This window comes from Microbacterium oryzae (assembly GCF_030406385.1).
Lineage (GTDB): Bacteria > Actinomycetota > Actinomycetes > Actinomycetales > Microbacteriaceae > Microbacterium > Microbacterium oryzae_A.
The window spans coordinates 94,792-120,370 of record NZ_JAUEPM010000004.1; the positions used below are offsets into that span (position 1 = coordinate 94,792).

At 73.1% G+C, this 25,579-nt stretch carries 24 protein-coding genes; 7 read left to right on the top strand and 17 right to left on the bottom strand.

The features are described 5' to 3' along the window. Positions 1–21: 21 nt before the first annotated feature. Both QWJ90_RS08000 and QWJ90_RS08005 read right to left on the bottom strand, forming a co-directional pair. Complete coding sequence (locus tag QWJ90_RS08000; protein WP_290107171.1) at positions 22–864, bottom strand: TIGR03620 family F420-dependent LLM class oxidoreductase; 843 nt, start codon at positions 862–864, stop codon at positions 22–24. Further along, positions 861–1,967, bottom strand: a complete 1,107-nt coding sequence (locus QWJ90_RS08005) for an enoyl-CoA hydratase/isomerase family protein (protein ID WP_290107172.1) — start codon at positions 1,965–1,967, stop codon at positions 861–863. The genes QWJ90_RS08000 and QWJ90_RS08005 overlap by 4 nt, the downstream gene beginning before the upstream one ends. A gap of 133 nt (positions 1,968–2,100) precedes the next feature. Here QWJ90_RS08005 and QWJ90_RS08010 point away from each other — a divergent pair, with 133 nt between their 5' ends. Further along, complete coding sequence (locus QWJ90_RS08010) at positions 2,101–4,167, top strand: ATP-binding cassette domain-containing protein (protein ID WP_290107174.1); 2,067 nt, start codon at positions 2,101–2,103, stop codon at positions 4,165–4,167. A gap of 42 nt (positions 4,168–4,209) precedes the next feature. Here the strand turns inward: QWJ90_RS08010 and QWJ90_RS08015 are convergent, their stop codons facing one another. Next, positions 4,210–4,653 carry a hypothetical protein gene (locus tag QWJ90_RS08015; protein ID WP_290107175.1) on the bottom strand — a complete coding sequence of 148 codons (444 nt, stop codon included), beginning with the start codon at positions 4,651–4,653 and terminating at the stop codon, positions 4,210–4,212. A gap of 61 nt (positions 4,654–4,714) precedes the next feature. On the opposite strand from QWJ90_RS08015, the gene cofG reads away from it, so the two are divergent. From cofG to cofC, 4 genes are read left to right on the top strand one after another with little or no spacing between them, the layout of a single operon-like run. Next, a complete protein-coding gene (cofG, locus tag QWJ90_RS08020) occupies positions 4,715–7,078 on the top strand; it encodes a 7,8-didemethyl-8-hydroxy-5-deazariboflavin synthase CofG (protein WP_290107176.1) in 2,364 nt (787 codons plus the stop codon). After that, a complete protein-coding gene (locus tag QWJ90_RS08025) occupies positions 7,075–8,622 on the top strand; it encodes a flavin-containing monooxygenase (RefSeq protein ID WP_290107177.1) in 1,548 nt (515 codons plus the stop codon). Before cofG ends, QWJ90_RS08025 begins: the two co-directional genes overlap by 4 nt. Then, complete coding sequence (fgd, locus tag QWJ90_RS08030) at positions 8,619–9,632, top strand: glucose-6-phosphate dehydrogenase (coenzyme-F420) (RefSeq protein ID WP_290107178.1); 1,014 nt, start codon at positions 8,619–8,621, stop codon at positions 9,630–9,632. Before QWJ90_RS08025 ends, fgd begins: the two co-directional genes overlap by 4 nt. Then, positions 9,629–10,339, top strand: coding sequence for a 2-phospho-L-lactate guanylyltransferase (cofC, locus tag QWJ90_RS08035; protein ID WP_290107179.1), 711 nt, complete (start codon positions 9,629–9,631; stop codon positions 10,337–10,339). The genes fgd and cofC overlap by 4 nt, the downstream gene beginning before the upstream one ends. Here the strand turns inward: cofC and QWJ90_RS08040 are convergent. The 11 genes from QWJ90_RS08040 to hemE all read right to left on the bottom strand — a co-directional run bounded on the left by QWJ90_RS08040 (position 10,308) and on the right by hemE (position 20,107). Then, complete coding sequence (locus QWJ90_RS08040; protein WP_290107180.1) at positions 10,308–11,036, bottom strand: DUF2786 domain-containing protein; 729 nt, start codon at positions 11,034–11,036, stop codon at positions 10,308–10,310. The genes cofC and QWJ90_RS08040 overlap by 32 nt on opposite strands. A gap of 209 nt (positions 11,037–11,245) precedes the next feature. Then, positions 11,246–12,568: a glutamate-1-semialdehyde 2,1-aminomutase gene (gene hemL / locus QWJ90_RS08045; RefSeq protein ID WP_290107181.1), complete on the bottom strand. Its 1,323-nt coding sequence runs from the start codon at positions 12,566–12,568 to the stop codon at positions 11,246–11,248. A gap of 197 nt (positions 12,569–12,765) precedes the next feature. Then, positions 12,766–13,749, bottom strand: coding sequence for a porphobilinogen synthase (hemB, locus tag QWJ90_RS08050; protein WP_290107183.1), 984 nt, complete (start codon positions 13,747–13,749; stop codon positions 12,766–12,768). Continuing rightward, on the bottom strand, positions 13,746–14,588 hold the full coding sequence (locus QWJ90_RS08055; RefSeq protein ID WP_290107184.1) for a uroporphyrinogen-III synthase: 843 nt from the start codon (positions 14,586–14,588) through the stop codon (positions 13,746–13,748). The genes hemB and QWJ90_RS08055 overlap by 4 nt, the downstream gene beginning before the upstream one ends. A 14-nt stretch (positions 14,589–14,602) precedes the next feature. Then, the gene (gene hemC, locus QWJ90_RS08060) at positions 14,603–15,592 is read right to left on the bottom strand and encodes a hydroxymethylbilane synthase (protein ID WP_290107185.1); all 990 of its coding nucleotides are present in this window, start codon (positions 15,590–15,592) and stop codon (positions 14,603–14,605) included. Beyond that, positions 15,589–16,266: a hydrogen peroxide-dependent heme synthase gene (gene hemQ, locus QWJ90_RS08065; RefSeq protein WP_290107186.1), complete on the bottom strand. Its 678-nt coding sequence runs from the start codon at positions 16,264–16,266 to the stop codon at positions 15,589–15,591. The genes hemC and hemQ overlap by 4 nt, the downstream gene beginning before the upstream one ends. Positions 16,267–16,314: 48 nt before the next feature. Continuing rightward, positions 16,315–16,602, bottom strand: a complete 288-nt coding sequence (locus QWJ90_RS08070) for a hypothetical protein (protein WP_290107187.1) — start codon at positions 16,600–16,602, stop codon at positions 16,315–16,317. Next, the gene (locus QWJ90_RS08075; protein WP_156242812.1) at positions 16,592–17,008 is read right to left on the bottom strand and encodes a phage holin family protein; all 417 of its coding nucleotides are present in this window, start codon (positions 17,006–17,008) and stop codon (positions 16,592–16,594) included. The genes QWJ90_RS08070 and QWJ90_RS08075 overlap by 11 nt, the downstream gene beginning before the upstream one ends. Then, positions 17,008–17,334, bottom strand: coding sequence for a hypothetical protein (locus QWJ90_RS08080; protein WP_290107188.1), 327 nt, complete (start codon positions 17,332–17,334; stop codon positions 17,008–17,010). Before QWJ90_RS08080 ends, QWJ90_RS08075 begins: the two co-directional genes overlap by 1 nt. A 105-nt stretch (positions 17,335–17,439) precedes the next feature. After that, positions 17,440–19,023: a protoporphyrinogen/coproporphyrinogen oxidase gene (locus QWJ90_RS08085; RefSeq protein ID WP_290107189.1), complete on the bottom strand. Its 1,584-nt coding sequence runs from the start codon at positions 19,021–19,023 to the stop codon at positions 17,440–17,442. A gap of 49 nt (positions 19,024–19,072) precedes the next feature. After that, complete coding sequence (gene hemE / locus QWJ90_RS08090; RefSeq protein WP_290107190.1) at positions 19,073–20,107, bottom strand: uroporphyrinogen decarboxylase; 1,035 nt, start codon at positions 20,105–20,107, stop codon at positions 19,073–19,075. A gap of 152 nt (positions 20,108–20,259) precedes the next feature. Here hemE and QWJ90_RS08095 point away from each other — a divergent pair, with 152 nt between their 5' ends. After that, complete coding sequence (locus QWJ90_RS08095) at positions 20,260–21,570, top strand: glutamyl-tRNA reductase (RefSeq protein WP_290107343.1); 1,311 nt, start codon at positions 20,260–20,262, stop codon at positions 21,568–21,570. Positions 21,571–21,653: 83 nt separating this feature from the next. After that, positions 21,654–22,223: an HhH-GPD-type base excision DNA repair protein gene (locus QWJ90_RS08100; RefSeq protein ID WP_290107191.1), complete on the top strand. Its 570-nt coding sequence runs from the start codon at positions 21,654–21,656 to the stop codon at positions 22,221–22,223. A gap of 23 nt (positions 22,224–22,246) precedes the next feature. Here QWJ90_RS08100 and QWJ90_RS08105 read toward each other — a convergent pair whose 3' ends face one another. The 3 genes from QWJ90_RS08105 to QWJ90_RS08115 all read right to left on the bottom strand — a co-directional run bounded on the left by QWJ90_RS08105 (position 22,247) and on the right by QWJ90_RS08115 (position 25,571). Next, positions 22,247–23,143: an SDR family oxidoreductase gene (locus QWJ90_RS08105; protein WP_290107192.1), complete on the bottom strand. Its 897-nt coding sequence runs from the start codon at positions 23,141–23,143 to the stop codon at positions 22,247–22,249. A 259-nt stretch (positions 23,144–23,402) separates the two neighbouring features. Further along, a complete protein-coding gene (locus tag QWJ90_RS08110) occupies positions 23,403–24,788 on the bottom strand; it encodes a glycine--tRNA ligase (RefSeq protein ID WP_290107193.1) in 1,386 nt (461 codons plus the stop codon). Between the two features lie 72 nt (positions 24,789–24,860). Continuing rightward, complete coding sequence (locus QWJ90_RS08115) at positions 24,861–25,571, bottom strand: YdeI/OmpD-associated family protein (protein ID WP_290107194.1); 711 nt, start codon at positions 25,569–25,571, stop codon at positions 24,861–24,863. Positions 25,572–25,579 lie beyond the last annotated feature (8 nt).

A 25,579-nucleotide genomic window follows, 5' to 3' on the forward strand; every position in this document is an offset into this window, starting at 1 on the left:
CCGCCTGACGCCCCCAACGGGTCAGCGCGCCAGCTGATCGAGCCCCAGAGCCGAGGCGATGCGCTCGAGCGACCCGAGCGGGTCGTCGCCGAGCGCCTGCACGGCGACGTGGTCGGCTCCCGCGTCGAGATGCGAGTGGATGGCCGCGGCCGCGCGCTCCGCGTCGGGGCCGGCGATGAGGCGGTCGATGAACTCGTCGGACCCGCCGTCGGCGAGGTCCTCGCCCGTGGCGCCGAAGCGCTCGAGCGCGCCGACGTAGTTCGACAGGCGGGAGTATCGACGCCAGAACGCACGGGCGGCATCCCGCGCGCCATCGCCATCCGACCCGAGCGCGACCGTCACCTCGGGAGCGAGCAGCGCGTCGCCGAGGATCGCGCGCGCGTGCGCGGTGTGCGGCGGGAGGGTGAGGTAAGGATGAGCGCCGAGGGTGCGCTCTGCGGCGAGCGCGAGCGTGCGATCTCCGAGCGCGGCGAGCAGGCGCTGATCCTGGCGCACCCCCTCCGCGTCCAGCACGTCGAGGTAGGAGCGGAGCGCGGTGAGCGGCTTCACGCGCTCGGGCGTCGCCTCGCGGTGGCCCGATCCGATCCCGAGCACCAGCCGCCCGGGATGGGAGTCCTCGATGCGGTGGAACGCCTGCGCGACGCTCGCGGCGTCGGCCTGCCAGATGTTGACGATGCCGGTGGCGACGACCAGGTCCGTCGTGGCATCGAGCAGCTCCTCCACGATGACGAGGTCGGCGGCGGGCGAGCCGCCCACCCACAGCGTGCGGTAGCCGAGCTCCTCCACGCGACGCGCGAAGCCGCCATCCGCCTGACCTGCCGAGCGCCAGACGCCCCAGGCGCCGAGATCCGACTTCTGCGTCATGATCGTCCTTCCGTCTCGGAGAACAGCGTCCGCGCGGCGCGATGCGCGAAGGCCCGCCCCACGGTGTCGTCGGGCACGTCTGCCACGGCGGCGGGCTGCCACCGCGGCTGCCGGTCCTTGTCGATGACCTGGGCGCGGATCCCCTCGGCCATGTCCGGCTGCGTGCGGAGGTACCACGACATGAGGTGGTACTCCTGCTCGAGCGCGTGCCGCAGCGACGGCAGCGCGCGAGCCGAGCGGATGGCCGCGAGGGTCACGACGAGTGCGGTGGGCGAGCGCTCGTCGAGGGCGGTGAGCGCCGAAGCGGGGGTGCGCTCCTCCCCCGCGCCGATGCCGGAGGCGACGAGCTCCGCCAGGCGCGCGCGGATCTCCACGACGGTGTCGGCGGCGAACGCATGGTCGATCCACGGCTGCGCACGCTCGATGGGCCCCGCGGGCGGCGTCTCGTCGAAGAGCATGACGAGCTCGGTGGGGCTGGACGGATCGGCGCGCATCTCGAGCGCATCGACAACCGACTCGATGCTGTCGTGCGGCACGAAGTGGTCCGCGAAGCGGCAGTGGATGGCGTCGGCCGCGTTCATCGTGTCGCTCGTGAGGGCGAGGTACTCGCCGAGGCGCCCGGGCGCGTGCGCGAGCAGCCACGATCCGCTCGCGTCGGGCGAGAACCCGATCCGGGCCTCCGGCATCGCGAGTCGGGAGCGCTCTGTGACGATGCGCACATGCGCGTTGCCCGCCAGGCCGATGCCGCCGCCCATGGTGACGCCGTCGGCGATGGCGACCACGGGCTTGGGGTACTCCGCGACCGCGGCGTCCACCCGGTACTCGACGCGGAAGAAGGAGTCCGCCGCCGCCTCGCCGCCCGCCGTGATGCGCGCGTGGAGGTCGCGGATGTCGCCGCCTGCGCTGAACCCGCGCTCCCCCGCTCCCTGCAGCAGGACGATCGAGACATCCGGCTCCGCGCGCCATCCGTCGAGGGTCTCGCCGACCGTCTCGAGCATCTCCTGCGTCAGCGCGTTGATGCTCTCGGGGCGGTCGAGCGTGAGGCGTCCGACCCCGCCGCGCATCGTCGAGCGGACTCGGGTGGGCGCGGCGGTGTCGATCACGCCAGCCACGTTACCGCTCGCGCGGGGCGCGCCCGACAGGCCCCTCCGGTGGCGGCTTCCCCCGGATGTCCCACGGTTTCCCTCCTGATTCCGCCAAGATAGGGGGAACATGCATGCAGATGAAGGGGTCGAGATGACCGACGGCAAGGTGCTCGAGTTCACGGGCGTCACCAAGACCTTCGACGGGATCGCGGCCGTGTCGGACTTCACCGCCCGCGTCGACCCCGGGTTCGTCACCGCGTTCCTCGGCCCGAACGGCGCGGGGAAGACGACGACCCTGCGCATCCTCCTCGGTCAGCTCCGCGCCAACGCGGGCAAGGCGACGATCGACGGCCGGACCTTCGCGCAGCTCACCAGCCCCCGCCGTCACGTCGGCTGGGTCCCGGAGTCCCCGACCTTCCGCGCCCGCCGCACCGCGACCAAGCACCTCACGACGGTGGCGCGTCAGGCCGGCGTGCCCGCTTCGCGCGTGGCGGAGGTGCTCTCGCTCGTCGGGCTCTCCGACGTCGCCGACATGCGCATCTCCGGGTACTCGCTCGGCATGACCCAGCGACTCGCCGTCGCCGAGGCGCTCATCGGCGACCCCGGTGTGCTCATCCTCGACGAGCCCGCCAACGGCCTCGACCCCGAGGGCATCCGCTGGATGCGCCTGCTCATGCGTCGCCTGGCCGACGAGGGCCGCACCGTGTTGGTGTCATCGCACCTGCTCAGCGAGATCCAGCAGGTCGCCGACCGCCTCCTCGTCATCTCCAACGGGTCGCTCGTCTTCGCCGGCGCCATCGAGGACCTCGAGGACGCCTCCTCCCTCAGCGTCACCGTCGACGCCGCCGACCGCGCGGCCCTCTCCCGTGCGCTGCGCGACGCGGGGTACGAGTTCGAGCTCCTCCGTTCCGGCATCAGCGTGCACGGCGCCTCGGCCGCGCAGATCGGCGCCCTCGCCGCATCCGCCGGCATCGCCCTCACCACGCTGCAGCAGCGCAGCCCCAGCCTCGAGGACGTCTTCATCCAGCTCGTCAGCGGCCAGTACGTCGCCCCGATGACCGCGGCGCTTCCGCCCGCTGCCGGCGGTCCCGTGGATGGCGAGGGTGCGGAGGCGACGGATGACGCGGGTGCCGGAGCGACGGACGACCCGGGTGCGGACGTGACGGATGACGCGGGCGCCGAGGCGACGGACGACGCGGGCGCCGAGGCGACGGCCGACGCGGGTGCCGAGGCGACGGACGACGCGGGTGCGGAGGACGTCGTGATCGATCCCGAGCAGGCCGAGGGCTCCGAGCCGGACCCTGCCGAGGGCCGCGACTCCGCCGGCGATCCGGCGACCGCGGACGCCGGCGGCACGACCGAGGCCACCCCCGCCACGTGGGGCAAGCCGGCAGCGGGCGAGCCGACCAGCGACGAGGAGTTCGCGCGCGAGGTCGCCGAGGCCGACGCCTTCCTGCAGGCACCGGCCCTCGACGGCGACCCCGGCGCCGCACACGCCTGGGACGACGAGGACGTGGCTCCGCAGCTCACGCAGGACGACGCCGCCGAGGCCGAGGGGGCGTCCCCGAGCGCCTCCGGCGACGCCGACGATGCCGAGCACGCGCCGGCGGACGACGACCACGGTCAGCAGGACGAGCAGCACCACGAGCGGCATGATGAGCACGCGCCGGCCGACCACGGTGACGGCGAGCGCGACGACGCCGACGTCCCAGACGTCCTCGAGGAGCCCGACGAGATCGTCGAGTTGGACGACGACGAGGACGACGCCGCCGCCGCCGCCGAGGACCAGGACGAGACGGTCGCGGACGAGCCCCGGTCCGATCTCCCGCCGCTGAGCCTTCCCGGCTCGGCGCGGCTGGCGAATCTCCTCGCCGGCGGGTCGGAGCCGGTGGCGGGTGCCGCCGCCTTCCTCGGGCACGATCCGCTCGCAGACGACGCGGACCATCCGCCCGTGACCGCGACCTCCGCCGACGACCGCGCCACGCGGACGATCCTGATCCCGACCTTTGGCGTCGAGGAGTCCACCGAGGACGAGGACGCCGCGGTCGTCGAGGGCGAGAACGAGGAGGGGTACTCGTTCGACGACATCCTCAGCGGCGCGGACGGCGTCGGTGACGCTGACGCGTCGGGTGCAGACGGCGAGCAGTCCGACGACGACGGCGGCGTGGAGGAGAGCAGCGCCGAGGAGCGTCCCGAGGACGAGCACCGCGAGGACTGACCGCGAGGACTGGGCCGACGCGGTCGGTCCGGACGCGTCGAGTCAGACCGCGGGGCGCGGCACCGGCCGCGACGCAGGCTGCGGCGTCTTGAGGGGCTGAGTGCCCAGCTCCACCGCTTCGGCGGCCGCATCGAGGTCGAGGCGCAGTGCGCGCGTGAGCGCGAGCCCATGACGGGTCGACAGCACGAGGCGCTCGAACTCGCCCGTGCCATCCAGATCGATGACGACGCCGGGCAGGCGCCGACCACGGACGGCGATGAAGTCGTCACCGTCGGCCAGGCGCCAGGTGCCCAGCGCGACGGTTCCGGGAACGAGCGTTCCGCGAGCGCGCGCACCGCGGAGCCATGTCCACGGATCGCCGGTCAGCTGGACCTTCGCGATCGATGTGCGCGCGATGCGGATGCTCTCCCGACGGAAGGCGAGGGCGCGTTCGAGGGGCGAGAGCCCGATCTCGAGCTGCGCGTGGTCGAGGAGCAGCGTCACCATGACCACCATCCTGCCAGCGCCGCGCCGCGCCCGGGGGCGCGCGCAGTGCAAGACTGGGTCGGTGACCCTGCTCAGCGCGAACGCCGTCGAGTCCGCCCTGCAGCGCGCGGCGACCGGTGAGCGTCTGAACGCCGACGATGCGCTCGCGCTCCTCGAAGCCGACGGCCCCGATCGGGAGCGCGTGCTCGATCTCGCCGCCCGCACGCGCGACGAGGGGCTCGCCCTGGCGAGCCGCCCCGGCGTCATCACCTACTCGCGCAAGGTGTTCATCCCGCTGACCACCCTGTGCCGCGATCGCTGCCACTACTGCGTGTTCGTGGACACCCCGAATCAGCTCCTCAAGAAGGCCAAGCCGGCGTACATGTCGCCGGAGCAGGTGCTCGCCGTCGCGCGGCAGGGGCAGGCGCTCGGCTGCAAGGAGGCGCTCCTCACGCTGGGCGACCGGCCGGAGGACCGCTGGCCCGAGGCGCGCGCGTGGCTCGACGCGCACGGCTACGCCTCCACCCTCGAGTACGTCGGCGCGATGGCGCAGCTCATCCTCGACGAGACCGGGCTCCTCCCCCATCTCAACCCCGGCGTGATGCGACCCGACGAGCTCGCCGCGCTGCGGCCATCTGCCCCGTCGATGGGCGTCATGCTCGAGACGACCTCGCGGACGCTCTTCACCGAGCCCGGCCGCGTGCACCACCTCTCGCCGGACAAGGACCCGGCGGTGCGGCTCGAGCTGCTCGAGAACGCGGGCCGCGCGCGCATCCCGTTCACGTCCGGCATCCTCGTCGGGATCGGCGAGACCCTCCGTGACCGCGCCGAGTCGATGATCGCGCTGCGCGATGCGCATGACCGGCATGGGCACATCCAGGAGGTCATCGTGCAGAACTTCCGCGCCAAGCCGCGGACCGCGATGCAGGACGCCCCCGACGCCGCCCTGCACGAGTACGCGTCGGCCGTCGCCGTCACCCGCCTCGTGCTCGGCCCGCGCATGCGCGTGCAGGTGCCGCCGAACCTCTCCGACCCGCAGGAGTTCGCCCTGCTGCTCGGCGCTGGCGCCGACGACTGGGGCGGGGTCTCGCCCCTCACCGCCGACCATGTGAACCCCGAGCGCCCCTGGCCGCACGTCGACGACCTCGCCGCGCGGACGGCCGAGCTCGGCTTCACCCTGCGCGAGCGCCTCACCGCGCACCCCGAGTACGTGCGCGACGACGCGTGGCTCGACCCGGCCATCCGCGCGGCCACGCGCGCCCTCGCCGGGACCGATGGTCTCGCGCGGCAGGGGGCGGATGGCGCGGTGCTGCGCCCCGAGGGACGGGCGCCTTCCGGTGCGGCCACGGTGCCCGCCGCCGACCCGCGCGTCACCCTGTCTGCGCCCGGCGGTCTCATCGCGGCGGTCATCGAGCGCGCCGCGCAGGACCCGGCGTCGCTCGACGACGCCGAGTGGGAGCGACTGCTGGCGGCGACCGGCGACGAGCTCGACGCGCTCGCGCAGACGGCCGATGACGTGCGCCGGTACACCGTCGGCGAGACCGTCAGCGTCGTGGCGAACCGCAACATCGCCGGCACCGGCTTCCGCGCCGCGGGCGGGAGCGCGGACGACGAGTACGACCTCGCCCTCCTCGAGGCCATGGCGCGAGATGCCGTGGACCTCGGCCTCACCGAGATCTGCGTGCAGGGCGTGGTGGCCTCGACGGAGGCGCCCGACGCCTACCTCGACATCGCGCGCGCCGTGAAGAGCGCGGCCCCGGCCATCCATCTGCACGCATTCCGACCGCAGGACGTCGCCGACCTCGCCGACCGCGCCGGCCTCGGACTGGAGGGCGCGCTGGCGGCCATGCGCGAGGCGGGCGTCGACACCGTGCCGGGCACGGGTGTGAAGGTGCTGAGCGAGCGGGTGCGCCGTGAGGTCGCACCGGGCGGCCTCGAGATCGAGCGCTGGATCGAGACGATCTCGGCCGCGCACCGGGCTGGATTCCGCTCGACGGCGGTGCTGTTCTACGGGCACGTCGAGACGGCGGCCGAGCGGGTCGCGCACCTGCGGACACTGCTCGCCATCCAGGCCGCGACCGGCGGGTTCACCGAGTTCGTGCCCATCCCGATGCCCGGCTGGGGCGTGCCGCTCGTGGTCGACCGCAGGGCGGCAGACGAGCACCGCGCGATGGTCGCGGTGTCTCGCCTCATGCTGTCGGGCGCCATCCCGCACGTGCAGATCCCCTGGACGCGGCACGGTCTCGAGCTCTCCGCGGATCTCCTCCGTGCAGGCGGCGACGACCTCGGCGGCACGCTGCTGGATGGCCGCATCGGCCCTCGCGCAGGCGTCGAGGCGGGCCTGGAGCTGCCGGTCGCGACCGCGCGCGGCATCGCGAGGCGGCTCTTCCGGCCCTTCCGGCAGCGGACGACGACGTACGGGGACATTCCGCGGGGCGACGGATGACCACGATCGGCGGGGGTGCGGTCGGGGTCGGTGCAGGCGAGGCCGGCACGGCGACGGCCGGCACGGTCGAGGTCGGCACGGTCGAGGTCGGCACGGTCATCGTCGGGGCGGGGTTCGCCGGCATCGCGGCCGCGCTCGCCCTGCGCGCGGCGGGCGACGACGACTTCGTGATGCTGGAACGCGGGGCTTCGGTCGGCGGCACCTGGCGCGACAACACCTATCCGGGCGTCGCGTGCGACGTGCCCTCTTACCTGTATGCGCTCTCCGGCCATCCGTCACCCGCGTGGTCGCGCGTCTTCGCACCGGGCGCCGAGATCCGCGCCTACCTCGAAAGCGTGGTGCGCGAGGAGGGCCTCGAGCGGCACCTGCGGCTGGAGACGGCCCTGCGCGGCGCGCGGTGGGATGGCCAGGGCTGGGTCATCGAGGTCCGGACGGGACGCCCCGCGGTGATCCGCGCACGGCATCTGGTCCTCGCGTGCGGGCGGCTGACGGAGCCGCGGATGCCCGAGGTCCCCGGCCTCGAGGCATTCCCGGGCCCGATCTTCCACTCCTCGCGCTGGGACCACGACGCGGACGTCTCCGGGCGCCGCGTCGCCGTCGTCGGCACCGGCGCCAGCGCCGTGCAGCTCGTGCCCGCGCTCGTCGAGGCGGGCGCCGAGGTCACCCTGTTCCAGCGGACGCCGGCCTGGATCGTGCAGAAAGGCGACCGCGCGTACACACGGCAGGAGATCGACGCGCTGCATCATCCGGCGGCGGCAGCACGCCTCCGCGACGAGCTGTATGCCGAGGGCGAGGCGCGCTTCGCCTCCCGGTCCGGCGACGCGGCGGCCGCGGCCGCCGCGGAGGCCGTGGCGCGCGCGCACCTCTCCGCGCAGGTGGCCGATCCCGCGCTGCGCGGCGCCCTCACCCCCGGCTACGCCTTCGGCTGCAAGCGCGTGCTGCTGAGCGACGCGTTCTACCCGGCCGTCGCCTCCCCCGCGGTCCGGCTCGTGCCATCCGCTCTCGCCGCCGTCGGGAGCGACGGGCTGATCGCGGCCGACGGATCGCGTCACGCCGCCGACGTCGTGGTGCTCGCGACGGGCTTCGCCTCGACGCGGCAGCCGTACGCGCCGCTCGTGGCCGGCGAGCACGGGCTGACGCTCGACGAGCACTGGTCCGACGGCATGACCTCGGTCGGGTCGACGCTCGTGCACGGGTTCCCGAACCTGTACATCCTCGGCGGGCCGAACGCGGCCCTCGGGCACAACTCCGCTGTTCTCATCCTCGAGGAGCAGGCGGCGTTCGCAGCGGCGCGCATCGCCGGCGGTGGTGATGTGCGGGTGACCGTCGAGGCCGAGGCCGCCTACACGCGTGAGATCGTCGAGCGCTCGACCGGCACGCCGTGGGTCGCCGGCGGCTGCGACAGCTGGTACGTCGACGCCCGAAGCGGCCGCCTCACCCTCCTCTGGCCCGGCACCGTCGCGGCCTTCCGCGAGCGCCTCGCCCGCGTCGCCCGTGAACTCGACCCCCTGCCCGCGCTCGCGCACGAAGGAGCCCAGCCATGACCATCCCGTTCCGGTTCGGATACAAGGCGTCGTCGGAGCAGTTCGGCCCGCGCGAGCTGCTGGACTTCGCGGTCCTCGCCGAGGAGGTCGGCTTCGACTCGGTCTTCCTCAGCGACCACCTGCAGCCCTGGCGGCACGACGGCGGGCACGCTCCGGCCGCGCTTCCGTGGCTCGGCGCGGCGGCCGAGCGCACGTCGCGCGTGCTGCTGGGCACGTCGGTGCTGACGCCCACCTTCCGCTATCACCCGGGCGTCGTTGCGCAGGCGTTCGCGACGCTGGGCGCCATGCATCCCGGGCGCATGATCCTCGGCGTGGGCACGGGCGAGGCGCTCAACGAGGTGACGCTCGGGCTCGAATGGCCGGAGCCGCCCGAGCGCTTCCAGCGGATGAAGGAGGCCATCACCCTCATCCGCCGCCTGTGGACCGATGAGCGGGTGACCTTCGACGGCACGTACTACTCAGTGCAGAACGCCACGATCTACGACCGTCCTGAGGAGCTCGTGCCGATCTACATCGGCGCCTCGGGCCCCGCCGCTACCCGCCTCGCCGGCCGCATCGCCGACGGCTACATCACCACGAGCGGCAAGGAGCCCGCGCTCTACGCCGACAAGCTCCTGCCCGCGTTCGACGAGGGCCTGGCGAAGGCCGGCCGCACCCGCGATGACGTCGACACCCTCCTGGAGGTCAAGGTCTCCTTCCGCCCGGACCGCGCGCAGGCGCTCGAGAACACGCGCTTCTGGGCGCCGCTCGCACTGAGCCCGGAGGAGAAGACCGGCGTCGACGACCCCCGTGAGATGCAGCGCCTCGCCGATGCGCTGCCGATCGAGCGGGCGGCGTCGCGGTTCATCGTGTCGGACGACGTCGACGAGCACCTCGCCGCCATCCGCACGTACATCGATCTGGGCTTCCGGCACCTTGTGTTCCACGACCCCGGCCACGACCAGGAGGCGTTCCTGCGTCTGTACGGCACGGAGGTCCTGCCGCGGCTGCGCGCCGAATACGGCTCGTGACGGGGGCGGCGGGATGGCACGTCGTCATCCCGGTGAAGCCCGCGACGGTCGGGAAGTCGCGCCTCGCGGTGCCCGGGGTCGATCGCGTCGCGCTGGCCCGTGCGATCGCTCGCGACACCGTCGCGGCGGCGGCCCGGTCGACGCGCGTCGCCGAGGCGGTCGTGGTGACGGCGGATGGCCCCTGGCCGGACCTCGACGCCCGAGCGCCGGAGATCCCGCGCGAGACGGACCGGAAGGCGCCGACGGATCCGGAGTTCGCGGGATCTCCGGCCGTGCGCTTCGTCGCTGAGAGCGCGCCCAGCGGTCTCGACGCGGCCATCCGCACGGGCCTCGCGACCCTCGACCCCGGCCATCCGCGCGCCGTGCTGCTCGGTGACCTGCCCGCGCTGCGGCCATCCGATCTCGACGCCGCGCTCGCCCTCGCCGAGGATGTGCCGCGCGGGCTCGTCCCGGACGCCGAGGGCACCGGCTCGACGCTCGTCACGGCGCTTCCCGGCGTCGCGCTCGAGCCCGCGTTCGGCGACAACTCGGCCGCGCGGCACCGCGAGCTCGGCCACGCCGACCTGGACGTCCAGCCGGGCTCCACGCTGCGACGCGACGTCGACACGCTCCCGCAGCTTCACGACGCCGCGACTCTCGGGCTCGGACCGCGCACGGCCGCGCTGCTGGCCTCGCTCACCCCTGCGGAAGGGACCTCCGCTCCCTGATCGCCGCCTCGCCGGTGTTCGCCTGCCGGCCCGAGCGGTGCCCGGAGACATAGGCGGCGGCATCCGCGCCGCCGCGACGCCGCGCACGCCTGGTCGGGATGCCGTCGACGAACGCGTCCACGCGCTGGCGCCGGGACGCGAGCACGAGATCCGTGCCCGAGCCGGCCTCCTCGACGACGGCATTGCGGTTGTCAGTGATCCGCGCGGCCGCGCCCCCACCGAAGCCGCGGACGAACCCGCTTCGGGCGCGTCGTCTCTCGCTCTCGGAATGCCACTCGTACGCCACCCGAGCCGCATCCCACCACGCGCGCATGGCGACCATGGCCTGAATGCGGAGGCTCCCGATCAGCATCTGCGCCTGCCGCACATCGGACGCGTATCCGACGAGGATGAGGATCGAGCCGACACCGGCGAGCTCGGCTTGAAGCGGTCGGATGGTCCCCACCGCGAGGGCGACCGCGCCGCCGAGATCGCGGAGATCGCGGGCGTACGCGCCCGTGAAGACCATCCGCTCCTGCACGATCTCCTCCGGCGGGTGTCCGCCCCGCGCTCGGCGCTCATCGATGCGCGCCTGGTCGATGCCGTACTTCACCATGAGCCGCGCGGCGTGCTCGGTCAGCGCCTCGGCTTCCTCGGGCGTCGTGCTCTCGGCCTTCGCGAGCAACTTCGCGATGAGATCCAGTTTCGATTCCGTCATGGTCTCCTCCTCGATCGGATGCCTCACATCCTCCGAGGGACCACCCCCGCCAGCGGGCCAGGCTCGACGCCCCTGGGGAGGACACGCCGCGTCACGCGGGCCCTGTGCAGACGGCGTCGGCACACGGCGGGTCCGCCTCGCATGGCATGCGCCCCGCAACCACGCCGTCCGCCGCGGCGGATCCGCTCACGCGGCCGCGGCGGATCCGCTCACGCGGTGGCGGCGGCAGCCGCGCGAGCGGCGCCGGGCAGCGCCTCGAGGATGCGGCCCAGCGCGTCCTCGTCGTGCGCGGCCGTGAGGAACCACGCCTCGTACACGCTCGGCGGCAGGGCGACGCCCGCGTCGAGCATGGCATGGAAGAACGGCGTGTAGCGGAACGCCTCCTGCGTCTTCGCCGTCGCATAGTCGCGGGGCTCCTCTGGCAGGAACGCGAGGCCGAAGAGGCTGCCGGCGCGCGGGATGGCATGCACGACGCCGGCCTCCGTCAGGGCCGCACCCAGGCCATCCGCCACCGTCTTCGCGGCCGCGTCGACGGTCGCGTAGACCTCGGGGGTCGCGAGGCGCAGTGTGGTGAGCCCAGCCGCGACCGAGAGCGGGTTCCCCGAGAGGGTGCCCGCCTGGTAGACGGGGCCGACGGGCGCGAGCTGGTCCATGACGCGGCGCTTCCCGCCGAGCGCGGCCAGCGGCATGCCGCCGCCGACGACCTTGCCGAACGTGATGATGTCGGGCTCGAACAGCTCGCCCGCCTCGACCTGCAGACCCCAGTGCCCCGCGGGGTGCACGCGGAAACCGGTCAGCACCTCGTCGAGGATGAGCAGCGCGCCCGCGTCGTGCGCGATCTGCGCGAGCGCGGCGTTGTAGCCGGGCTGCGGCTGCACGACGCCCATGTTCGCGGGGGCGGCCTCGACGATGATGGCGGCGATCTCGTGCCCCCGCGCGGCGAAGATCTCGCGCACGGCGTCGAGTTCGCCGTAGGGCGCGACGAGGGTCTGGCCGGCGATCGCCGCGGGGACACCCGCCGTGCCGGGAAGCGCGAGCGTGGCCACGCCGGATCCGGCCGACGCGAGCAGTCCGTCGGAGTGGCCGTGGTAGTTGCCGTCGAACTTCACCAGCAGGTCGCGGCCCGTCGCGCCACGGGCGAGACGGATGGCGGTCATCGTCGCCTCGGTGCCGGTGGAGACCAGGCGCACCTGCTCGACGGGCTTCAGGCCCCCGGCCTGCACGCGCTCGACGATGAGGTCGGCGAGCTCCACCTCGCCCTCGGTGGGTGCGCCGAAGGAGAGCCCGCGGGTGGCGGCCTCCTGCACCGCCGCGACGACCTCCGGATGGGCGTGGCCGAGGAGGGCGGGGCCCCACGAGGCGACGAGGTCCACGTACTCGCGACCGGCGGCATCCGTCACGTATGCACCCCGCGCCGACGCGAGGAAGCGCGGCGTGCCGCCCACCGAGCCGTACGCGCGCACGGGCGAGTTCACCCCGCCGGGGATCACAGCGCGGGCGTGCTCGAACAGGGCGTCGTTCCGGTCGGTCATGCCTCTATTCTCCCGCACCCCTCCCCCGCGGCGGGCCGGACGAAGGATGACCATGTCTCACTCCCGACGGGTATGACGGCCCGTATCCCGCGTCGAGTGAGACACGGGGATGACCATGTCTCACTCCCGGCGGGTATGAACCCGCGGAACCCGCAGCATGTGAGACACGGTCGGCTCAGGCGGCCGACGCCGTAGCCTCAGTGCGCCTCGCGCAGCCAGCCCGCGGCCTCGACGGCCCAATAGGTGAGGATGGCGTCCGCGCCGGCGCGACGGATGCCCAGGAGCGACTCCTGGATGGCGCCGCGGCGGTCGATCCAGCCGTTGGCGGCCGCGGCCTCGACCATCGCGTACTCGCCCGACACCTGGTACGCCCAGACCGGCACGTCGACCGTTGCGCGCACGTCGGCGAGCACGTCGAGGTACGGCATGGCGGGCTTCACCATGACGATGTCGGCGCCCTCCTCGACGTCCATGATCGCCTCCCGGACGCCCTCGCGCGCGTTGCCGGGGTCGAGCTGGTACGTGCGGCGGTCGCCCTTCAGCTGCGAGTCGACGGCCTCTCGGAACGGGCCGTAGAAGGCGCCGGCGTACTTCGCCGAGTAGGCCATGATGATCGTGTCGATGAAGCCCTCGGAGTCGAGAGCCTCGCGGACGGCCGCCACCTGGCCGTCCATCATGCCCGACAGCCCCAGCAGGGTCGCCCCCGCGCGCGCCTGCGCGACGCCCATCGCCGCATAGCGCTCGAGGGTGGCGTCGTTGTCGACGCCGCCGTCCCCCCGTAGCACGCCGCAGTGACCGTGATCGGTGAACTCGTCGAGGCACAGGTCGGTCTGCACGACGAGCGCGTCGCCGACCTCCGACGCCAGGGCGGCCGCGGCGACGTTGAGGATGCCCTCGGGGTCGTCCGCGCCGGATCCGATCGCGTCACGCACCTCGGGGATGCCGAACAGCATGATCCCGCCGACGCCCGCTTCGGCCGCTTCGGCCGCAGCGCGCCGCAGGGAGTCGAGCGTGTGCTGGCGCACGCCGGGCATCGATCCGATGTCGACGGGCTCCGAGATGCCCTCGCGCACGAAGGCGGGCAGCACGAGCTGGGATGGCGCCAGGTGCGTCTCGCGGACGAGTCGGCGGACCGCCGGGGAGGTGCGGAGGCGACGCGGGCGGTGGGTGGGGAAGGTCATCGATCGTCCTCGGTGGCCGCGTCGGGGATGCGCACGACCTCGGTCGGGGTGGTCTCCGGGATGGCGCGCGCCTCAGCGCTCGACGGCGGGACCGGGATGTCGGCGAGCGCGTCGATCAGCGACTCCACGCTCTGCCGCGGTGCGACGAGATGGATGGGGAGGCCCGCCGCGTTCGCGTCCCGCGCGGTGCGCGGGCCGATCGCGGCGATGATCGTCTCCTCGGGGATGACGGGGAACTGCTCGCGCACCTGCTCGGCGACCGAACCGCTCGTCACGAGGATGGCGTTGATGCGGCCGTTCAGGACGTCGCGGTGCGCGCGCTCGGGAGCGGGCACGCCCACCGTGCGGTAGGCGACCACGCTGTGCACGTCGTGCCCCGCTGCGATGAGCGCGTCGGTGAGGACCGGCTTCGCGATCTCGCTGCGCAGCGTGAGGATGCGCCGCGGCTCGGGCTCGAGCGCGAGGAGCTGCCGGGCGAGGCCGGCGGCGGAGTTGTCGGTGTCGGGCACGAGGTCGACGCCGTATCCGACGGCCTGCAGCGCGGTCGCGGTGGTCTCGCCGACGGCGGCGACCTTCGTCCCCTCGGGGATCCGCGCGCCGTAGGAGTAGAGCACGTCGACGGTCGTGGCGCTCGTCACCGTGAGCCAGTGGAACCGGCCGTCGGCCAGGTCGCGGAGCGCCTGCTCGAGCGCGGCCTTGTCCTCGGTGGGAGCGAAGTTGATCAGGGGCGCGATCACCGGCGTCGCACCGCCCGCGCGGAGCCGAGCGGCGACGCTGTCGCCCCAGGGGCCGCCGCGCGGCACGAGCACCCGCCATCCGGCGAGAGGCTTTGCGGTCATAGGATCCAGTGGCTTCATGTAGTGGTCGAGGGTGTCACGAGCTCGGACGCCCCTCGGTCGAGAAGCTGACCGGCGACTGCGGTGCCGATCTCGCTCGCTCGTCGGGGGACGACGCGACGGGCGGCATCTGCACCGTCGCCGCCGCCCTGCGCATGAATATACTCCTGCGCCACGACCTCGGCGCTCTCCGCCGCGATCTCGACGCCGGGCTCCCCGTAGACCACCGCCGACACCCGCAGCTCGTCGCCCGTGAGGTCGGCGTGGATGCCGACCGGCGCGTGGCAGCCCGCCTCGACACCGGCCAGCACCGCGCGCTCGACCGTCACGGCGAACCGGGTCGCGGGGTCGTCGAGGGCTCGGATGGCGCGGAGCAGCTCGTCGTCGATGTCCAGCCGCGTCTCGACGGCGAGCGATCCCTGCCCGGCCGCGGTCGGCCATCCGCCGAGGTCCTGGAACTCCATGGCGAGGTCGATGTCCGATCCGAGCCGGGCCAGCCCCGCAGCGGCCAGCACGATCGCGTCGAGCTCGCCGTCGCGCACGCGCTGCATGCGCGAGTCGACGTTGCCGCGGAGGTCGTGCACCTGCACGCCGGGGTTGGCGCGCCGCACCTGCGCGATGCGACGGGGCGACCCCGTGCCCACGCGGGCTCCGGCGGGGAGCTCGGCGAGCGGCGTGCCGTCGCGCGTGAGCACGACATCGCGTGCGTCCGCGCGGACCGGCGTCGCGGCCACGAGGAGGCCGGGCGCCCCGGCGGTGGGAAGGTCCTTCAGAGAGTGGACGAGCAGGTCGCATTCGCCGGCGAGGAGCGCCTCGCGCAGTCGGGTGGCGAAGACGCCGGTGCCGCCGAGCTGCGACAGCGAGGCGCGCGAGACGTCGCCCTCGGAGACGATCTCGACGAGCTCGACCGGGCGGCCCGCCTTCTCCTCGAGAGCTCGCGCGACCATGGACGACTGCGACATCGCCAGCGCGCTGCGCCGGGTGCCCAGGCGGATGGCGGTGGTCACTGCAGCACCTCGGCCACCTCGGACGCGGGGATGCGTCGACCGGTGAAGAACGGCACCTCCTCGCGCACGTGGCGGCGAGCCTCGGTGTAGCGCAGGTCGCGCATCATGTCGACGAGCTCGTTCAGCTCGTCGGACTCCATCGGGAGCATCCACTCGTAGTCGCCGAGCGCGAAGGCGGCCATCGTGTTCGCAGTGACGCCGCGGAACGCCGCGCCCTTCCGGCCGTGGTCGGCGAGCATGCCGCTGCGCTCCTCGTCGGGGAGCAGGTACCACTCGTAGCTGCGCACGAAGGGGTAGACCGTCAGCCACCCCTTCGCGGCGATGCCGCGCATGTAGCCGGGCACGTGGCGCTTGTTGAACTCCGCGTCGCGGTGCACGGCCATCCCGTTCCAGGTCGGCAGGAGGTTCTTCAGCAGCTCAGTGCGACGCAGACGACGGATGGCCCGCTGCAGCTCCTCGGGCGCACCGCCGTGCACCCACACCATGAGGTCGGCGTCGGCGCGCAGGCCGCTGACGTCGTAGAACCCGCGGACCGTCACACCCTCCCCCGCGAGGAGGGAGACGATGTCCTCGAGTTCCGTCGCATCGGTCTCCGTCACCGGGCGGTCGGGGTTGCGTCGCCACACCGCCCAGAGGCTGTAGCTGTCGCCGGTCGTCTCGAGTTCGTCAGGCATGACTCCATCATGCTCCCGCTCGCGCGGAAGGCGAAAACGTCCGCCCGTTCAGCGGGCGATGAGCCGGGCGATGCCCCAGACGACGGCACCGACGGCCGCAGCGGCGCCCACGGCGGCCGCGACGGCGGCGGCGGGGTTGCCGTCGGCGAAGGCACGCGCCTTCACCGCGCCGCGCTGCATGGCGTCGGAGGCGCGGCGCGGCAGGTTGCCCTTGACCTCGATCGCGTTGAGGGCGGCCCGCAGCTCCGCGCGGGCACGCTCCACCGGGTCGTCGATGCCGCTCGGCACCACGGTCTTCGAGATGAGCGCCTCGCCGTGCATGCGATCAGAACTCATTCGCGACCTCCTTGACGATGGCGACGTCCGTGCGGGCCGCGCTGGCGGGGTTCTCGCTCTTGGCGAGGCGCTTGAACCGCAGCAGCCCCAGGAGCGCGAAGACGGCGGCGAGGATCACGCCGACGCCGAAGACGATGAGCGCGGACGCCCACACCGGCAGCCACAGCGACAGCAGCGCGATGACGAAGCACAGGAAGGCGGGGATGGCCCAGAACAGGAAGAACAGCGCGACGAGCATCCATCCGGTGCCGAACCCCGCGTCCTTCGCGGTCTTCGCCGCCCACTTCTTCGCGGCGTCGACCTCGGCGATGACGAGGTTGCGCACCAGCTCCGGCACATCGCCGATGAGCGTGAAGAGACTGTCGTCGGCGCGATCCCGCACGGGCGACGGCGGGAGCTGCGCCATCAGCCCTCGGCCTTCCCCGTGGCGCCCTTCACGTCGTCGACAGCGTCCCCGGTCTCATCGAGCGCGGCGTCCAGACGCTGGCCCGGCGTGCCGGACGTGGTGGCGGCCTTCACGACCTTGATCGCGCCGTTCCAGGCCACGCGCGGTGCCGCGAGAGCGCTCGACTTCGCGAGCTTGGAGACCTTCGCCGCCTGCGCCTGCACGACGGGAAGCTCCCACACCTCCTGCGCCCTGTCCTTGATCTGCTCGTAGCGCGCACGTCCGGCGCGCGTGCCGAGCACGTAGCCCGCACCGAGGCCGATCACGAGTCCCAGCTTCCCCCGCATCGGGTTCTCCTCACAGTCGTTCCGGCTTGCTCAGGACTCCACAGTAACCATGTATGCCGTTTTCGGCATCCGCCTTGCGCGCGCGTCGCCCGGGGTGTAGCCCCTTCAGCCGAACAGCGCCGTCCGCCGCACGCGCTCGGCCTCGGCGATCGCGTCGGGAATCACCTGGGCGAGGCCCGTGCCCGCCAGCCACGCGCCGACCGCGATGGCGCCGGGGATGGCCCGGATGGCCGTGCGCGCCTGATCGGTCGCCGCGCGCAGGCCGACGGTCGCGGCGGGCTGCGACTGGAGGTACCGCTCGCGTCGGGCGCCGCGGAGCTGGTCTGCGGCGAGCGGGGTGCCGAGGAGAGCCGAAGCCTCCTGAAGGGCGAGCGCCGCCGCCTCTTCATCGGAGAGGTGCGCGGTGGCGGGCTCCTCGTCCTGCGTGCCGAACGACACCCGCACGACATGCCGGTCGCCCGCGGCGTCGGCAACCCACTGCCACTTGGCGTTGGCGTGCGTGAGCGCCTTCGCGCGGTGGGAGCCGGGGACGGTGAGCACGCCCGTGCCGCGCGGCTTGGCGTCGAGGGCGGGAGCGTCGAGGACCAGCGTGACGATCTCCACCATGGGACCGGGGCGCGCGGGCTCCGCCGCGAGGCCCTCGGCGTGCGGCGCGAGGAGTCGGCGCGCGGTCGCCTCATCCGCCGCGACCACGACGAGGTCCGCGTCGAGAGCCGGCGCGGGGCCGTTCCCGGCATCAGACGATGTCGTCTCACCGAGCGCACCCGGGAAATCGCGGAATCCGGTGTCGCCGGGATGAGACGACATCGTCTGGCGGTCGGGCTGGCGGTCGGGCCCGTGCGCGTCCACACCGGCCGCGCCGTCTGCGAGATGCACCGTCCAACCGGCGTCCGTGCGGTCGAGCCGCTCCACGGCGCTGAGCGTGCGGATCTCAGCGCCGAGCACCTCGAGACGCTCGACGAGCGCATCGGCGAGTCGCGCCATCCCGCCCCTCAGCCCGAGGACGGCGCCGCCTGGCGCGCTCTTGCGGGCGCCGACGAGCTCGGCGACGGCGCCGGTGAGCGAGCCGGCGCGCGTGAGCGCGGCGTTGAGACCGGGCGCGGCGACGTCCGGGTCGATGTCGTCGGGGTGCGCGGAGTAGACGCCGGTCGTCACGGGCGCGACGAGGCGGTCGAGCGCCTTGGCGCCGAGACGCTGGCGCACGAGGCGCCCGAGGCTGTCGGAGTGCCCGATCGTGAGGACCGGCTTCACGCGGTCGAGGTACGCGCGCCACGCCCCGCTCCAGCCGAGGATGCGGCGCACGTCGGGCGCGAACGGGTTCGCCGGGATCCCGAGGAGGCCCCCGGCCGGGAGGGGCGCTGCGCCGACCCCCGGCACGCCCGCGACCCACGCGCCGCCCGCCCCCGTGCCGGGCGTGACGACGTCGGCGCCGAGGCCCAGCGCGTCGATGAGCGCGCGCACGTGCCCGCCGCGGGTCGCGAAGCTCTCCGCGCCGAGGTCGAGCACCACGCCGCCGACCTCGCCCGAGCGCAGCACGCCGCCGGGGCGCGCGCCGGCCTCGAGCACGGTCACGCGCATGCCGACCTTCGCGCACTCCCAGGCTGCGACGAGTCCGGCGATGCCGCCGCCCACGACGACCGCGTGCTTCTCGTGGGCGTGCGCGTACAGTTCGTCGAGCTTCTCGGTCACCGCCCCATCCTCTCAGGCGATGGCCTGGCGGGACGGTGACGAGCGCGGCTCAGAGGCTGTGGACGAGCTCCACGATGCGGGTCAGCACGGTGGGGTCGGTCTCGGGCGGCACGCCATGGCCGAGGTTCACGATGTGCGCGCGGGCGGAGCGGCCCCGCGAGACGACATCGCGCACGTGCGCCTCGAGGACGTCCCACGGCGCGGTGAGGAGCGCCGGGTCGATGTTGCCCTGCAGCGTCGTGCCGTCGCCGACGATCGCGGCGGCCTCGTCGAGCGGCACGCGCCAGTCCACGCCCACCGCCGCGGCGCGGCCGTCGAGCCGCATGTCGGCGAGCACCGGCCCGGTGCCCACGCCGAAGTGGATGACGGGCACCTCGAGGCCCTCGACCGCGACCGCCGAGTGCGGCGCCACGAACGCGCGGAAGTCCGCCGGTGCGAGCGAGCCCGCCCACGAGTCGAAGAGCTGCACGGCGGCGGCGCCTGCCTCGATCTGCGTGCGGAGGAATCCGCGCGAGACCTGCGCGAGCCATCCGGCCAGCGCATGCCAGGCCTCGGGGTCGGCGTGCATCATGGCGCGGGCGCGCAGGTGCTCCTTCGACGGGCCGCCCTCGACGAGGTAGGCCGCGAGTGTGAACGGGGCGCCGGCGAAGCCGATGAGCGGCGTGCCGGTCGCGTCGAGCTCCGCCACGACCGTGCGGACGGCCTCGCGCACGGGCTCCGCCGCCGCGACGACCTCGGCGGGATCGATCGCGGTGATGCGCTCCACATCTGCTCGAGTGCGCACGGGGTCGGCGAACACCGGACCGCGCCCCGGCACGATCTCGACGTCGATGCCCGCGAGACGCAGCGGCACGACGATGTCGCTGAAGAAGATGCCGGCGTCGACGCCGTGGCGGCGCACGGGCTGCAGCGTGATCTCCGCGGCGAGGTCGGGCGTCAGGCACGCGTCGAGCATGCGCGTGCCGACCCGCAGCTCGCGGTACTCGGGAAGCGAGCGGCCGGCCTGCCGCATGAACCAGACGGGGGTCGTCTCCGGGCGCTCGCCGCGCAGGGCGCGCAGGAGGGGCGCATCGAGGGAAGGCATGGTCTCATCCTCCCATCCGCCGCGGAGAGCGAGCAGGATGGCCGGCGCCAAGCGACGAAATCGCGCAGGGTGCCCGGAAAGCGCCGGTTAGGCAACCCTTTCTTTTCATGAATCATTCAGAACTGACTTTTACGAGGAGTAGAATGACGGATGTGCTGTTCTGCCTTTCTGCGAGTCACAAGACCGCGCCGTTCGATCTCCTCGAGCGGCTGAGCACGCAGACCACAGCCCTTGCTCCGCTCATCGCCGCGCACGGCGAAGAGGTCAAGGGCACGGTCGTGCTCTCGACCTGCAACCGCTTCGAGGCGTACATCGACCTCGACGTCCCGTCCGGCGCCGCGCGCGAGACGGGCCTCGCGGCCGCACACGAGGCCATCCGCGTCGCCACCGGCGTCACCGCCGACGACCTCGACGGCGCCGTCGAGGTCGCGGCCGGCCCGACCGTCGCCGAGCACCTCTTCTCCGTCGCGTCGGGACTGGAGTCGGTCATCGTCGGCGAGGGCGAGATCGGCGGCCAGGTTCGCCGCGCCCTCGACGAAGCCCGCGAGCACGGCACCACCTCGAGCGAGCTGGAGCGCCTCTTCCAGCGCGCCACCGAGACGCAGAAGGGCGTGAAGAACGGCACCGCCCTCGGCCGCGCCGGCCGCTCGCTCGTGCGCCTCGCCCTCGACCTCGCGGGCAGCCGCATCGCCGACTGGTCCACGCAGCAGGTGCTGCTCGTCGGCACCGGCTCGTACGCCGCCGCGACGATCGCCGCCCTCCGCGACCACGGCGTCGAGGACATCACGGTCCACTCCCCCTCCGGCCGTGGAGCGCGCTTCGCCGCCAAGCACGGGCTCTCGAGCGTCGCGCCCGAGGACTTCGCGCAGGCCGCCGTCGCCGCCGACCTCGTCATCACGTGCACCTCGCGCGAGGAGCCGGTCATCGACGCGGCGCTCCTCACCGAGGCGGGCTTCGCCGGCACCGGGATGATCATCGACCTCGGCATGCCGCGGAACGTCGCCCCCGACGTCGCGACCGTGCCGGGCATCACGCTGCTCGACCTCGAGACCATCCGCCTGCACGCTCCGCTCGAGGAGCTGCAAGCCACCGACGCCGCCCGCGCGATCGTGCAGGACGCCGCTGCGAAGTTCCACCTCGCCGGCCGTCAGCAGAGCGCGCAGCCCGCGATCATCGCGCTGCGCAAGCACGTCTTCGAGCTCACTCAGGCCGAGGTCGACCGCGCACGCGGTCGCGGCGAGGCCGAGCAGGTCGAGCAGGCCATGCGCCACCTCGTGGGAGTGCTGCTGCACACGCCGACCTCGCGCGCCGCGCAGCTCGCTGCCGAGGGTCGCTCCGACGACGTGTTCGACGCGCTCGAGACGCTCTTCGGCATCGACGCGCGTCCGGCCTCGGCCGTTCCCGCGGCGCCGGTCGCCGCCGCGCCGGTCTGCCCGTTCACGGGCGAGGCCCGGGCGTCCTGAGCCCTGCGGCACGCCTGAGGGGCCTTCGCCGCGTCCGTCCGCCGATGCCCCGGGACACCGGCTCGCCCTGAGACGATAGAGGCATGGCTCTCACGATCACGGGCGACGACGCCGCCGACACCCTCCTGAGCGACAACCCGCTCGCGCTCCTCATCGGGATGCTGCTCGACCAGCAGATCGCGATGGAGACGGCGTTCGCGGGGCCGGAGAAGATCCGCGAGCGCATCGGGTCGGTCGAGGCGGCGGCGATCGCCTCCCACGACCCTGAGGGCTTCGTCGAGGCCTTCCGCCAGACGCCGGCCGTGCACCGCTTCCCCGGTTCCATGGCGGGCCGGGTGCAGCAGCTGTGCCAGGCGATCGTCGACGATTGGGATGGCGACGCCGCGCAGATCTGGACCCGCGGCCATCCGTCGGGTGCCGACGTGCTGAAGCGGCTGAAGGCCCTGCCCGGGTTCGGCGATCAGAAGGCGCGCATCTTCCTCGCCCTCCTGGGCAAGCAGTGCGGCTTCGCCGGCGACGGATGGCGGGAGGCCTCAGCTCCGTACGGAGAGGACGGCGCCTTCCGCTCGGTCGCCGACATCACGAGCCCGGAGTCGCTGGCGAAGGTGCGCGAGCACAAGCGCGCCGTGAAGGCCGCCGCGAAGCAGGCCTGACACGGCGCGCTCGGCTCAGTGCATCACGGGGTGGGGCTGCCGCCGTTCGCGTTCACCGTGTCGCCGATGATGTAGCTCGACTCGGCCGAGGCGAGGAAGACGTAGGCCGGCGCCATCTCCGCGGGCTGGCCCATCCGGCCGAGCGGCGTCTGCTTGCCGAACTCCGCGACCTTCTCCTGCGGCTGGCCATCCGTCACCTGGAGCACCGTCCACACCGGACCGGGCGCGACGGCATTCACGCGGATGCCCTTCGGTGCGAGCTGCTGCGCGACCGCCTTCGTGAAGCCGTTGATCGCCCACTTCGTCGATGCGTAGTCGAGCAGCGTGGGCGACGGCGTGTAGGCCTGATGCGACGTCGTGTTGATGATCGTCGATCCGGGCTTCATGTGCGGCACGGCGGCCTTCGTGAGGAGGAACGTCGCGCGCACGTTGACGTCGAACGTGTCCTGCCACTGCTCGTCGGGCAGCGTGGTGATGTCCTCGTTGAAGATCTGCTTGCCGCCGTTGTTGACGAGGATGTCGATGCCGCCGAGCTCGGCGACCGCCTGGTCGACGAGACCGCGGCAGTAGTCCGGGTCGCTCAGGTCGCCGGGCAGCTGGACGGCCTTGACGCCCGCATCGCGGATGAGGCCGGCGATGCGCGCGGCGTCCTCCTCCTCCTGGGGCAGGTAGGCGATGGCGACATCGGCGCCCTCTCGGGCGAAGGCGATGGCCGTCGCCGCGCCGATGCCGGAATCGCCGCCCGTGATAAGCGCCTTGCGCCCGGCGAGACGGCCGGTGCCGCGGTAGGTGTCCTCGCCGAGGTCGGGCTTCGGGCCCATGTCGGCCTCGAGCCCGGGCTCGGTCTGGTGCTGCTTCTGCGGCTCGATGTCGCTGTAGAGCGCCGTGGGGTCGGTGAACGTGTACTGATCGCGTGCCATGTCGCATCCTTCCGTTCGTTGGGGATGCGTCCACTCTGCGCGCCGCCCGGTCGGATGTCTCGGGGTTGCGTCCGGCGGCGTCGCGGGGTAACCCCGTCCGGCATGTCCCACTTGTGCACGCCAAGACCGTGGGATGAGGTGCACAAGTGGGACATGCCGAGGGGTGCGAGCCGCTCCAGGGTGCCGACGACCGGGGACGCGACGGGGACGCGGAAGCGCCCCGCCCCGAGAACCGGGACGGGGCGTTGACGCGAAGGGCTCAGGCGCCGCGGAGACGCTCCGTGAGGTAGCCCTGCAGCGCGTCGAGCGGCACGCGCTCCTGCTCCATCGTGTCGCGATCGCGCACCGTGACCGCGCGGTCGTCGAGAGAGTCGAAGTCGACCGTGACGCAGAACGGGGTGCCGATCTCGTCCTGGCGACGGTAGCGACGGCCGATGGCGCCGGCGTCGTCGAAGTCCACGTTCCACGACGCGCGCAGCTGGTCGGCGACCTCGCGGGCGAGGGGCGACAGGCGCTCGTTGCGCGAGAGGGGGAGGACGGCGGCCTTCACCGGCGCGAGGCGCGGGTCGAGCTTCAGCACGGTGCGGGTGTCGGTGCCGCCCTTCGCGTTCGGCACCTCCTCCTCGCGGTACGCGTCGACGAGGAACGCCATCATCGAGCGGGTGAGTCCGAACGACGGCTCGATGACGTACGGCACGTACTTCTCACCCGAGGCCTGGTCGAAGAACGACAGGTTCGACTTGGAGTGCTCGATGTGGTTCGACAGGTCGAAGTCGGTGCGGTTCGCGATGCCCATGAGCTCGCCCCAGCCCTTGCCGGCGAAGCCGAAGGCGTACTCGACGTCGATCGTGCGATCCGAGTAGTGCGCGCGCTCGCCATCCGGCACGTCGAACTTCCGCATGTTCGCGGGATCGATGCCGAGGTCGATGAACCAGTTCCAGCACGCGTCCACCCAGTGCTCGAACCATTCCCCCGCCTCGGCCGGCGGCGTGAAGAACTCGATCTCCATCTGCTCGAACTCGCGCGTGCGGAAGATGAAGTTGCCGGGGGTGATCTCGTTGCGGAACGCCTTGCCCACCTGGCCGACGCCGAACGGCGGCTTCTTGCGCGCGGCCGTGACGACGTTCGCGAAGTTCACGAAGATGCCCTGCGCGGTCTCCGGGCGCAGGTAGTGCAGGCCGGACTCGTCGTCGACGACGCCCACGTACGTCTTCATGAGGCCGGAGAACGAGCGGGGCTCGGTCCACTGACCGCGGGTGCCGCAGTCGGGGCAGACGATGTCGGCCATCCCGTTCTCGGGGGCGCGGCCCTTCTTCGCCTCGTACGCCTCGATGAGGTGGTCCTCGCGGTGGCGCTTGTGGCACTGCAGGCACTCGACGAGCGGGTCGGTGAACGTCGCGACGTGACCGGACGCCTCCCAGACCTTCGTCGGCAGGATGATCGAGGAGTCGAGGCCGACCATGTCGCCGCGTCCGCGCACGAACGTCTGCCACCACTGGCGGCGGATGTTCTCCTTGAGCTCGGTGCCGAGGGGCCCGTAGTCCCACGCGGACCGCGAACCGCCATAGATCTCGCCCGCTTGGAACACGAACCCGCGGTGACGGGCGAGGGCGATGACTTTGTCGAGGCGGGACTGCTCGGCCACGGTGGCTCCAATGGTCGGAAGGGTTCGGATGGCGCGACACGGGTCGCGAGGATCCCGGGCACCGGTTCGATCCTAGACCGGAGCCCTGCGAGGAGCCGCCGAGCCGGGCTCGGGAGCGGTCGCCGCTGCGGTCGCCGCGGCGGCCGCCCTCGCGAGCCACGCCGGCGTCGCGCCGGGACGCTGCGGGGGTACGAGCCGCCCTGCCTCGGAGTCCTCGACGAGCTGACGCGTGCGCCGCTCGCGAGTCGCCTCCTGCTTGGCGGACATGATCCAATGCCGCACCGCCTTGCGATACCCCGGCGTCGCCTCCGCGAGGAACGCGGTCGCACCGGGCGACGCGTCGATGAGCGCCTGCAGCGGCGGTGACAGCTCCGCCTCCGGGTTCTCGTGCGAGTACGTCCCCGAGCGATCCTCGCGCCGCCGCTCGTACGCCGCCACGCCGGCCGGATGCATGCGCCCCTCCGCCGTGAGCCGCTCCACGTGCGCGATGTTGACCTTCGACCATGTGCTGCCCGGCTTCCGCGGCGTCCAGCGCTGCCGGCGCGCATCGCCGTCGATCGGCTGCGAGACGGAGTCGATCCATCCGAAGCACAGCGCCTCGAGCACCGCGTCCGCCCAGGTCAGCCCGCGGTCGGGCACGTGCGCGAGCCGCAGCCCCATCCACAGCTCGGTCGCGGTCTCGTGGTTCTGCTCGAGCCACGCGCGGAACTCCGCCGCATCGCGGAAGAAGACGGCGGGCCGCTCGTCCGTCCCGCCGGGGGTGCCCGGCTCCTGCGTCGTCACGCGACCAG

Excerpts from the sequence above, each read along its gene's own strand:
- QWJ90_RS08100 (WP_290107191.1), top strand. The coding sequence starts at position 21,654 with ATGGCTCTCACGATCACGGGCGACGACGCCGCCGACACCCTCCTGAGC.
- QWJ90_RS08080 (WP_290107188.1), bottom strand. The coding sequence starts at position 17,334 with ATGCGGGGGAAGCTGGGACTCGTGATCGGCCTCGGTGCGGGCTACGTG.
- QWJ90_RS08040 (WP_290107180.1), bottom strand. The coding sequence starts at position 11,036 with ATGACGGAATCGAAACTGGATCTCATCGCGAAGTTGCTCGCGAAGGCC.
- hemQ (WP_290107186.1), bottom strand. The coding sequence starts at position 16,266 with ATGCCTGACGAACTCGAGACGACCGGCGACAGCTACAGCCTCTGGGCG.
- QWJ90_RS08105 (WP_290107192.1), bottom strand. The coding sequence starts at position 23,143 with ATGGCACGCGATCAGTACACGTTCACCGACCCCACGGCGCTCTACAGC.
- QWJ90_RS08010 (WP_290107174.1), top strand. The coding sequence starts at position 2,101 with ATGACCGACGGCAAGGTGCTCGAGTTCACGGGCGTCACCAAGACCTTC.
- QWJ90_RS08075 (WP_156242812.1), bottom strand. The coding sequence starts at position 17,008 with ATGGCGCAGCTCCCGCCGTCGCCCGTGCGGGATCGCGCCGACGACAGT.
- hemB (WP_290107183.1), bottom strand. The coding sequence starts at position 13,749 with ATGACCTTCCCCACCCACCGCCCGCGTCGCCTCCGCACCTCCCCGGCG.
- QWJ90_RS08015 (WP_290107175.1), bottom strand. The coding sequence starts at position 4,653 with ATGGTGACGCTGCTCCTCGACCACGCGCAGCTCGAGATCGGGCTCTCG.
- fgd (WP_290107178.1), top strand. The coding sequence starts at position 8,619 with ATGACCATCCCGTTCCGGTTCGGATACAAGGCGTCGTCGGAGCAGTTC.
- hemE (WP_290107190.1), bottom strand. The coding sequence starts at position 20,107 with ATGCCTTCCCTCGATGCGCCCCTCCTGCGCGCCCTGCGCGGCGAGCGC.
- QWJ90_RS08055 (WP_290107184.1), bottom strand. The coding sequence starts at position 14,588 with ATGACCGCAAAGCCTCTCGCCGGATGGCGGGTGCTCGTGCCGCGCGGC.
- QWJ90_RS08025 (WP_290107177.1), top strand. The coding sequence starts at position 7,075 with ATGACCACGATCGGCGGGGGTGCGGTCGGGGTCGGTGCAGGCGAGGCC.
- hemL (WP_290107181.1), bottom strand. The coding sequence starts at position 12,568 with ATGACCGACCGGAACGACGCCCTGTTCGAGCACGCCCGCGCTGTGATC.
- QWJ90_RS08070 (WP_290107187.1), bottom strand. The coding sequence starts at position 16,602 with ATGAGTTCTGATCGCATGCACGGCGAGGCGCTCATCTCGAAGACCGTG.
- QWJ90_RS08000 (WP_290107171.1), bottom strand. The coding sequence starts at position 864 with ATGACGCAGAAGTCGGATCTCGGCGCCTGGGGCGTCTGGCGCTCGGCA.